Source organism: Bradyrhizobium campsiandrae, from assembly GCF_014529705.1.
Taxonomy (GTDB): domain Bacteria; phylum Pseudomonadota; class Alphaproteobacteria; order Rhizobiales; family Xanthobacteraceae; genus Bradyrhizobium; species Bradyrhizobium campsiandrae.
In genome coordinates this window covers 1-397 of record NZ_JAANIH010000259.1, presented here as the reverse complement: position 1 = coordinate 397, position 397 = coordinate 1, and the positions used below count along the sequence as shown (strand labels likewise).

1 pseudogene is annotated in these 397 nt (G+C 57.4%); it reads right to left on the bottom strand.

The annotated features are described in order from the left end of the window. Positions 1-397 (bottom strand): annotated as a pseudogene (locus G8O24_RS47350) (carbamoyl-phosphate synthase large subunit); the annotation flags it as partial.

The window sequence follows — 397 nt, the reverse complement described above, 5'->3', positions numbered from 1 at the left end:
TTCGTAGGTCGAGTAGAAATATGGGGTTGAGGATTCGAACTCACCGGCACAGGTATCGACCATCTTGTACACCGGCACAATCCCGTTATCGACCCGATGAACCCGCACCTCGTCAGGGGTTTTGCCCCAAATCCGTGCGATGGCCGGGTCGGAGAAACCATTGCGCTTGGCAATCCACAGCGCCTCCGGATCCTCGGGACAGGCCCGCAGTCTCTCCTCGATGTCAAGGATGTGGGCGATCTTGTCGAGGAAGAACACGTCAATTCTGGTCTGTTCGTGCAGCTCTTGCACCGTGCGTCCGCGTCGGATCGCCTCAGTCAAGCAAAACAGACGGTCGTCGCGAGCATGCAGCAACCGCTCTTCAAGGATATCGTCAGGTAGATCGGCTACCTCACGC